This is a genomic window from Variovorax sp. P4_D9 (assembly GCF_056401695.1).
Genome location: NZ_JBFUIU010000546.1, coordinates 1 through 6,149, shown reverse-complemented (window position 1 = coordinate 6,149; position 6,149 = coordinate 1). Strand labels below are relative to the sequence as shown.

At 65.4% G+C, this 6,149-nt stretch carries 5 protein-coding genes; 3 read left to right on the top strand and 2 right to left on the bottom strand.

Annotated features, from left to right (window positions below):
- Window positions 1-3: 3 nt before the first annotated feature.
- Entirely contained in the window at window positions 4-2,676 is a 2,673-nt protein-coding gene (gene aceE / locus AC1DY5_RS38305; RefSeq protein ID WP_478119684.1) for a pyruvate dehydrogenase (acetyl-transferring), homodimeric type, read from the bottom strand.
- A gap of 565 nt (window positions 2,677-3,241) precedes the next feature.
- A complete protein-coding gene (locus AC1DY5_RS38300; protein ID WP_478119683.1) occupies window positions 3,242-4,153 on the bottom strand; it encodes a LysR family transcriptional regulator in 912 nt (303 codons plus the stop codon).
- A gap of 326 nt (window positions 4,154-4,479) precedes the next feature.
- Between AC1DY5_RS38300 and AC1DY5_RS38295 the strand changes: the two genes are divergently transcribed.
- The 3 genes from AC1DY5_RS38295 to AC1DY5_RS38285 all read left to right on the top strand — a co-directional run.
- Window positions 4,480-4,734 carry a VOC family protein gene (locus AC1DY5_RS38295; protein ID WP_478119682.1) on the top strand — a complete coding sequence of 85 codons (255 nt, stop codon included), beginning with the start codon at window positions 4,480-4,482 and terminating at the stop codon, window positions 4,732-4,734.
- A 47-nt stretch (window positions 4,735-4,781) separates the two neighbouring features.
- Window positions 4,782-5,927, top strand: a complete 1,146-nt coding sequence (locus tag AC1DY5_RS38290; RefSeq protein WP_478119681.1) for an alkene reductase — start codon at window positions 4,782-4,784, stop codon at window positions 5,925-5,927.
- Window positions 5,928-5,969: 42 nt separating this feature from the next.
- Window positions 5,970-6,149: SDR family NAD(P)-dependent oxidoreductase (locus tag AC1DY5_RS38285; RefSeq protein ID WP_478119680.1), on the top strand; the 180-nt coding region annotated here is incomplete at its 3' end.

Genomic DNA, 6,149 nt, shown 5'->3' with positions numbered 1-6,149 from the left:
GCCTCAGACGGTCCAGGGGGCGGCGCGCTCGGCTTGGAGCCCGTACTTCTCGATGGCGTCGGCCACCACGGTGTGCTTGATCGCGCCGTCGTCGGCGAGCGCCTTGAGCGCGGCCACCACCACGTGCCAGCGGTCGACCTCGAAGAAGCGGCGCAGCTTGCGCCGGTAGTCGCTGCGGCCGAAGCCGTCGGTGCCGAGCACGGTGTAGCGCCGGCCCGCGGCCTGCACGTACTCGCGAACCTGGTCGGCGTAGTTGCGCATGTAGTCCGTCGCGGCGATGACGGGGCCGTCGTGGCCATCGAGGCATTGCTCGACGTGGCTCTTGCGCGCCGGCTGCGTGGGGTGCAGGCGGCTCCAGCGCTCGGCGGCCATGCCGTCGCGGCGCAGCTCGTTGTAGCTGGTGGCGCTCCACACGTCGGCAACGATGCCGAAGTCGCTCTCGAGCAGCTCGGCCGCGAACATCACCTCGCGCAGGATGGTGCCGCTGCCCATGAGCTGCACGCGGTGGCCCTTCTTCGGCGTCTTGCCGCCGTCGCTGAGCTGGTAGAGGCCCTTGAGGATGCCCGCCTCGCTGCCCTCGGGCATGCCGGGGTGCGGGTAATTCTCGTTCATGAGGGTGATGTAGTAGTACACATCCTCCTGCTCGGTGTACATCCGGCGCATGCCGTCGCGCACGATGGCCACCACCTCGTAGGCGAAGGTCGGGTCGTACGAGATGCAGTTGGGGATGGTGCCGGCCAGGATGTGGCTGTGGCCGTCCTCGTGCTGCAGGCCTTCGCCGTTGAGCGTGGTGCGCCCCGCGGTGCCGCCGAGCAGGAAGCCGCGCGCACGCATGTCACCGGCCAGCCAGGCCAGGTCGCCCACGCGCTGGAGGCCGAACATCGAGTAGTAGATGTAGAACGGAATCATCGGCACGTCGTTCGTGCTGTATGAGGTGGCCGCGACGATCCAGCTGGACATCGCACCGCCCTCGTTGATGCCCTCCTGCAGCACCTGCCCGTCCTTCGACTCGCGGTAGTACATCAGCTGGTCGGCGTCCTGCGGCTTGTAGAGCTGGCCGAGCGAGGACCAGATACCCAGCTGGCGGAACATGCCTTCCATGCCGAAAGTGCGCGACTCGTCGGGCACGATGGGCACCACGTGCTTGCCGATGGCCTTGTCGCGCACCAGCGTGCCGAGCATCTGCACGAAGGCCATGGTGGTGGAGATCTCGCGCTCGCCGGTGTCCTTGAGCAGGCGCTCGAAGTTGGCCAAGGGCGGAATCTCGAGCGCGACCGACTTGCGGCGCCGCTGCGGCAGATAGCCGCCGAGCGCGGCGCGGCGCTCGCGCAGGTACTTCATCTCGGGGCTGTCTTCGGCGAGCTGGATGAAGGGCACCTTGGGCAGATCTTCATCGGACACCGGGATCTGGAAGCGGTCGCGGAAGCCGCGCAGCGCGTCCTGCGTCATTTTCTTGGCCTGGTGCGCGATCATCTGGCCCTCGCCCGATTCGCCCATGCCGTAGCCCTTCACCGTCTTGGGCAGGATCAGCGTCGGCTGGCCCTTGTGCTTGACGGCGGCGGCATAGGCGGCGAACACTTTTTCGGGGTCGTGGCCGCCACGGGTCAGCGCCCAGATCTGCTCGTCGCTCATGTCGGCGACCAGGGCCCTCGTCTCGTCGTACTTGCCGAAGAAATGCTCGCGCACGTAGGCGCCGCTCTTGCTCTTGAAGTCCTGGTATTCACCGTCGACGCACTCTTCCATGCGCTGCAGCAGCTTGCCGCTCTTGTCCTTGGCGAGCAGCGCGTCCCAGCCGCTGCCCCAGAGCACCTTGATGACGTTCCAGCCGGCGCCGCGGAACACGCTCTCGAGCTCCTGCACGATCTTGCCGTTGCCGCGCACCGGGCCGTCGAGGCGCTGCAGGTTGCAGTTGATGACGAACACCAGGTTGTCCAGGCTCTCGCGGCCCGCCAGCGAGATGGCGCCGAGCGATTCGGGCTCGTCCATTTCGCCGTCGCCCATGAAGGCCCAGACCTTGCGCGGCGCGGTGTCGGCGAGGCCGCGGCCGTGCAGGTACTTCAGGAAGCGCGCCTGGTAGATCGCCATCAGCGGGCCAAGCCCCATCGAGACGGTGGGGAACTGCCAGAAGTCGGGCATGAGCCAGGGGTGCGGGTACGACGGGATGCCGTTGCCCTCGGCCTCCTGGCGGTAGTTGAGCAGTTGCTGCTCGCTCAGGCGGCCTTCGAGAAAAGCGCGCGCATAGATGCCGGGCGAGCTGTGGCCCTGGATAAAGAGCAGGTCGCCGCCGTGCGTGTCGGTGGCGGCATGCCAGAAATGCCCGAAACCGATGTCGTAGAGCGTGGCCGCCGACTGGAAGCTCGCGATGTGGCCACCGAGTTCGGACGAGTCCTTGTTGGCGCGCAGGATGATCGCCATCGCGTTCCAGCGGATGATGGAGCGCAGGCGGTGTTCGATCTCGCGGTTGCCGGGGGACTTTTCTTCCTTCTCGGGGGGGATCGTGTTCTTGTAGGCCGTGTTCAGCGAACGGGGCACGTAGACGCCGTCGCGGCGGCCCTCGTCGACCAGGCGATTCAACAGAAAGTTCGCGCGCTCGCTGCCCCGGTGTTGCTGGACCGCGCCCAGCGCGTCGACCCACTCGCCAGTTTCCGTCGGGTCAAGGTCACCCATGGTGCTCATCGGTTTTGTCTCCAGTGTCATGGCCAGGACCCGCATCGGGCGACGCGGTCGGCCTTGGTACAGAGCAATCGATGTGCCACGCGGCGGGCGGCGCGGAAGGCGCTCTAAGTTGTTGATTTCATGAGAGATGAGATGAAAACGAGGCGAGCGCTCCGCCGATGATCCGGATGCGGAGCGACGCGGCCGTCCGATTCACCGGACCGGTGATTTGGGGCAAACCCTTAGCGGCCTGCCGCTTGATAACTGGTTGCGAGGCGCAGCCGCGGTGGAGCCGCAGCCTGGGCCGTGCAGATCGACGCGATGAGATCGGTGAAGGCAGCCCGATCGCGCAAGGCTAGGCGCTGCCCGGCCATCGCGTAGCGACGCCTCGTCACGCCGTGAGAGGCGCCCCGCTGCCCAGGGCCGTGCTGCTGTTGCCAGGCGGCAGGCTTGGTTCGAGGTCGCCTGGCCCTCGATGCGCACCATGCGCCGCCAGGTCTTGCTGGCCAAGCCCTGTGCACTGACCGCGAAATACTTGTGACGAAAAGGGTGTGCCTATTGATAGACAACGCCTATATCAATTTTCCTACTGCGCCCGCTGTTGCGCGAATTGCGCCACCAGTAGATCGACGAATTGCCGCGTGCGTGCCGGCAGGAAACGACGTGACGCGAAGACCACCTGGATCGGCGCGCTCTCGCCCGTCCAGCCGGGCATCACCTCGACCAGCCGGCCGTCCTCGAGTTCGGCCGCCACGTCCCACACGGAGCGTCGCACCAGCCCGAGCCCTGCCAGTGCCCAGTCGTGCGCCTGTTCGCCGTTGTCCGCGACCATGCGCCCGCGCACGCGGACCGTGGTCAAGGCTGCAACGGGGCGGTCGACCGGGCGGAAGCGCCAGTCGGCATGCCCCGACGTGTTGCGGGTCATGACGATGCAGTCGTGTGCCGACAGGTCGGCTGGCGTCAGTGGCGGCTTGCGGTGCGCGAGATAGGCAGGTGCCGCGCACACCACGCGCCGGTTTGGCGCCAGTGAGCGCACGACGAGCCGCGAATCCTCCGTGCCACCAATGCGCACGGCACAGTCGAAGCCGCTTTCGATAAGGTCCACGATCGAGTCCGAGAGCGACAACTGCACCGACAAGGTCGGATGCTCGAGCGCGAAGCGCGCCATGGCGGGTCCGATCCAGCGCCGTCCCAACGCCACCGGAGACGACACACGCAAGACGCCACGCGGCTCATGCGATCCATGCCCGATCGCGGCTTCGGCCTCCTCAACGTCCGCCAGGATGGCCTGGCAGCGCTCGAAGTAGATCGCACCTTCGTCCGTCAGTGACAGGCGGCGCGAACTGCGGTGCAACAGCCGCGTACCCAACGCCACCTCGAGCCGCGCCAGGCGCTTGCTACCGACGGCCGGCGAGAACCCCAGAGCGCGGCCCGCGGCCGAAAGGCTGCCGGTCGACACCGTTTGGACGAAGAGCTTCATGTCGGCAAGTTCTGGCATATCTTTTCCGTTTTGGAACAGAAGGTTGTCGCAGTATTGCCATTTTCTCCCTGACAGAAAAGCTCGACATTGGAGCCCAGGGCGGTATCGCACCCCCACCCCAGGAGTTCTCGATGACCTTTTCGCCACTGCCTTTCAACCCCGGCATTGCCGCTGGCGGCGCGCCTGCTTCTCTCTCAAACCTCTTCCATCCCACCTTGTCATGAAGCTCGACCACGCAACGATAGTCACCGGCGACCTCGAAGCCGCACGGCGCTTCCTTTGCTCGATCGTCGGCCTCAGCGAAGGTCCGCGCCCGCCATTTGGCGTCAAAGGCCATTGGCTTTATGCAGCCCGTCATCCATCTGATCAGGGCGGACACCACCTCGGCGCCACAACCAGCTTCCCCTCGCATCGACCACGTCGCCCTGCGCATCGACAGGGCCGATGAATGGTCGGCGTTGCTCGAGCGAATGCGACTAAGCGGTGTTTCCTGTGAGCCCGGGGAGGTGCCGCTATCGGGTGAACGCCAGCTCTTCATTGCAATGGCGCCCGGTGTGCTCATCGAATTGGTCACAGATCCGCAATCTCGCACCCCTTGAACGCCGCAATCCCCTTTCCTTTTTCATAAAGCCTGGAACCAGCAATCATGTTCACTCCCTCTCTTCTCTTTACGCCCACCCGAGTTGCCGGCCATACGGTGCCGCACCGTGTCGTGATGGCACCCATGACGCGAGCTCGCAGCACGCAGCCCGGCGACGTGCCCAACGCGATGAACGCCCGCTATTACGCCCAGCGGGCATCGGCGGCCCTGATCGTGACGGAGGCATCGCAGATTTCCCCGCAAGGGAAGGGCTACTCGTTCACGCCAGGCATCTATAGCCCCGAACAGGTCGCCGGCTGGCGCGTGGTGACCCAGGCGGTGCACGCTGCCGGGGGGCGGATCTTCCTCCAGCTCTGGCATGTGGGGCGCATGTCCCATCCGGCCTTCCACGACGGGGCGTTGCCGGTGGCGCCATCCGCGGTGCCCTTCGAGGGAGCGATCTGGAAAGTAGACCCGGCCAGCGGCGTCGGCGCCATGGTCGACAGCCCCACGCCGCGCGCGCTGACCCACGATGAAATCAAGGGTGTCATTGCGGATTTCCGCCGCGCGGCGCGCAACGCCATCGATGCAGGCTTTGATGGCGTGGAGCTTCATGGCGCCAACGGCTATCTCATCGACCAGTTCCTGCGCACGCCGTCCAACACCCGAACCGACGAATACGGCGGTTCGCGCCAGAATCGCCTGCGCTTTCTTCAACAGGTGGTCGACGCGGTGGCGGACGAGGTGGGCGCCGGCCGCACCGCGATTCGCCTGGCCCCGTTCCTGACCGCCCGCGGCATGGCCTGCCCCGACATCCTGCCGACCATTCTCGAAGCAACCGAATATCTCCAGCACCGCGGCATCGCTTATCTGCATCTGGTCGAGGCGGACTGGGACGATGCGCCGCGATTTACCGAGGAATTTCGCCAGGCCATTCGTGCGCGCTTCACGCGGCCGATCATCGTTGCCGGCAAATATGACAAGGCGCGGGCCGAGTGGGTCCTATCGAAGGGCTATGCCGATCTGGTCGCATTCGGGCGGCCGTTTGTTGCCAACCCTGACCTGCCGCGCCGCCTCGCCGAGGACTTGCCGCTGGCCTCTCTCGAAAGCAAGGCGCTATTCGGAGGCAGCGAGGCCGGCTACAGCGACTACCCGAACTGGAGCGATACCAGTCGGGCTGGCGCACCCAGAGAACGAGAAGCTCTTTCCTGAACTCCAGTGCAGCACACCGAACTTATTCAAGAGAGATACAACATGTTTAACTATCGCGGATCGACTGCGTTGGTCACGGGGGCATCCAAAGGAATTGGCGAAGTCTTCGCAGAGCACCTTGCCGCTCGCGGCATGAACCTCGTGCTGGTTGCACGTTCGCTGGATGCATTGGAAGGGCTGGCAAAACGTTTGTCTGACAAATACGGAGTTCAATGTGTTCCA

Bases quoted from the DNA above. Each gene is read 5' to 3' on its own strand.
- aceE (WP_478119684.1), bottom strand. From the start codon at position 2,676: ATGAGCACCATGGGTGACCTTGACCCGACGGAAACTGGCGAGTGGGTC.
- AC1DY5_RS38300 (WP_478119683.1), bottom strand. From the start codon at position 4,153: ATGCCAGAACTTGCCGACATGAAGCTCTTCGTCCAAACGGTGTCGACC.
- AC1DY5_RS38295 (WP_478119682.1), top strand. From the start codon at position 4,480: ATGCAGCCCGTCATCCATCTGATCAGGGCGGACACCACCTCGGCGCCA.
- AC1DY5_RS38290 (WP_478119681.1), top strand. From the start codon at position 4,782: ATGTTCACTCCCTCTCTTCTCTTTACGCCCACCCGAGTTGCCGGCCAT.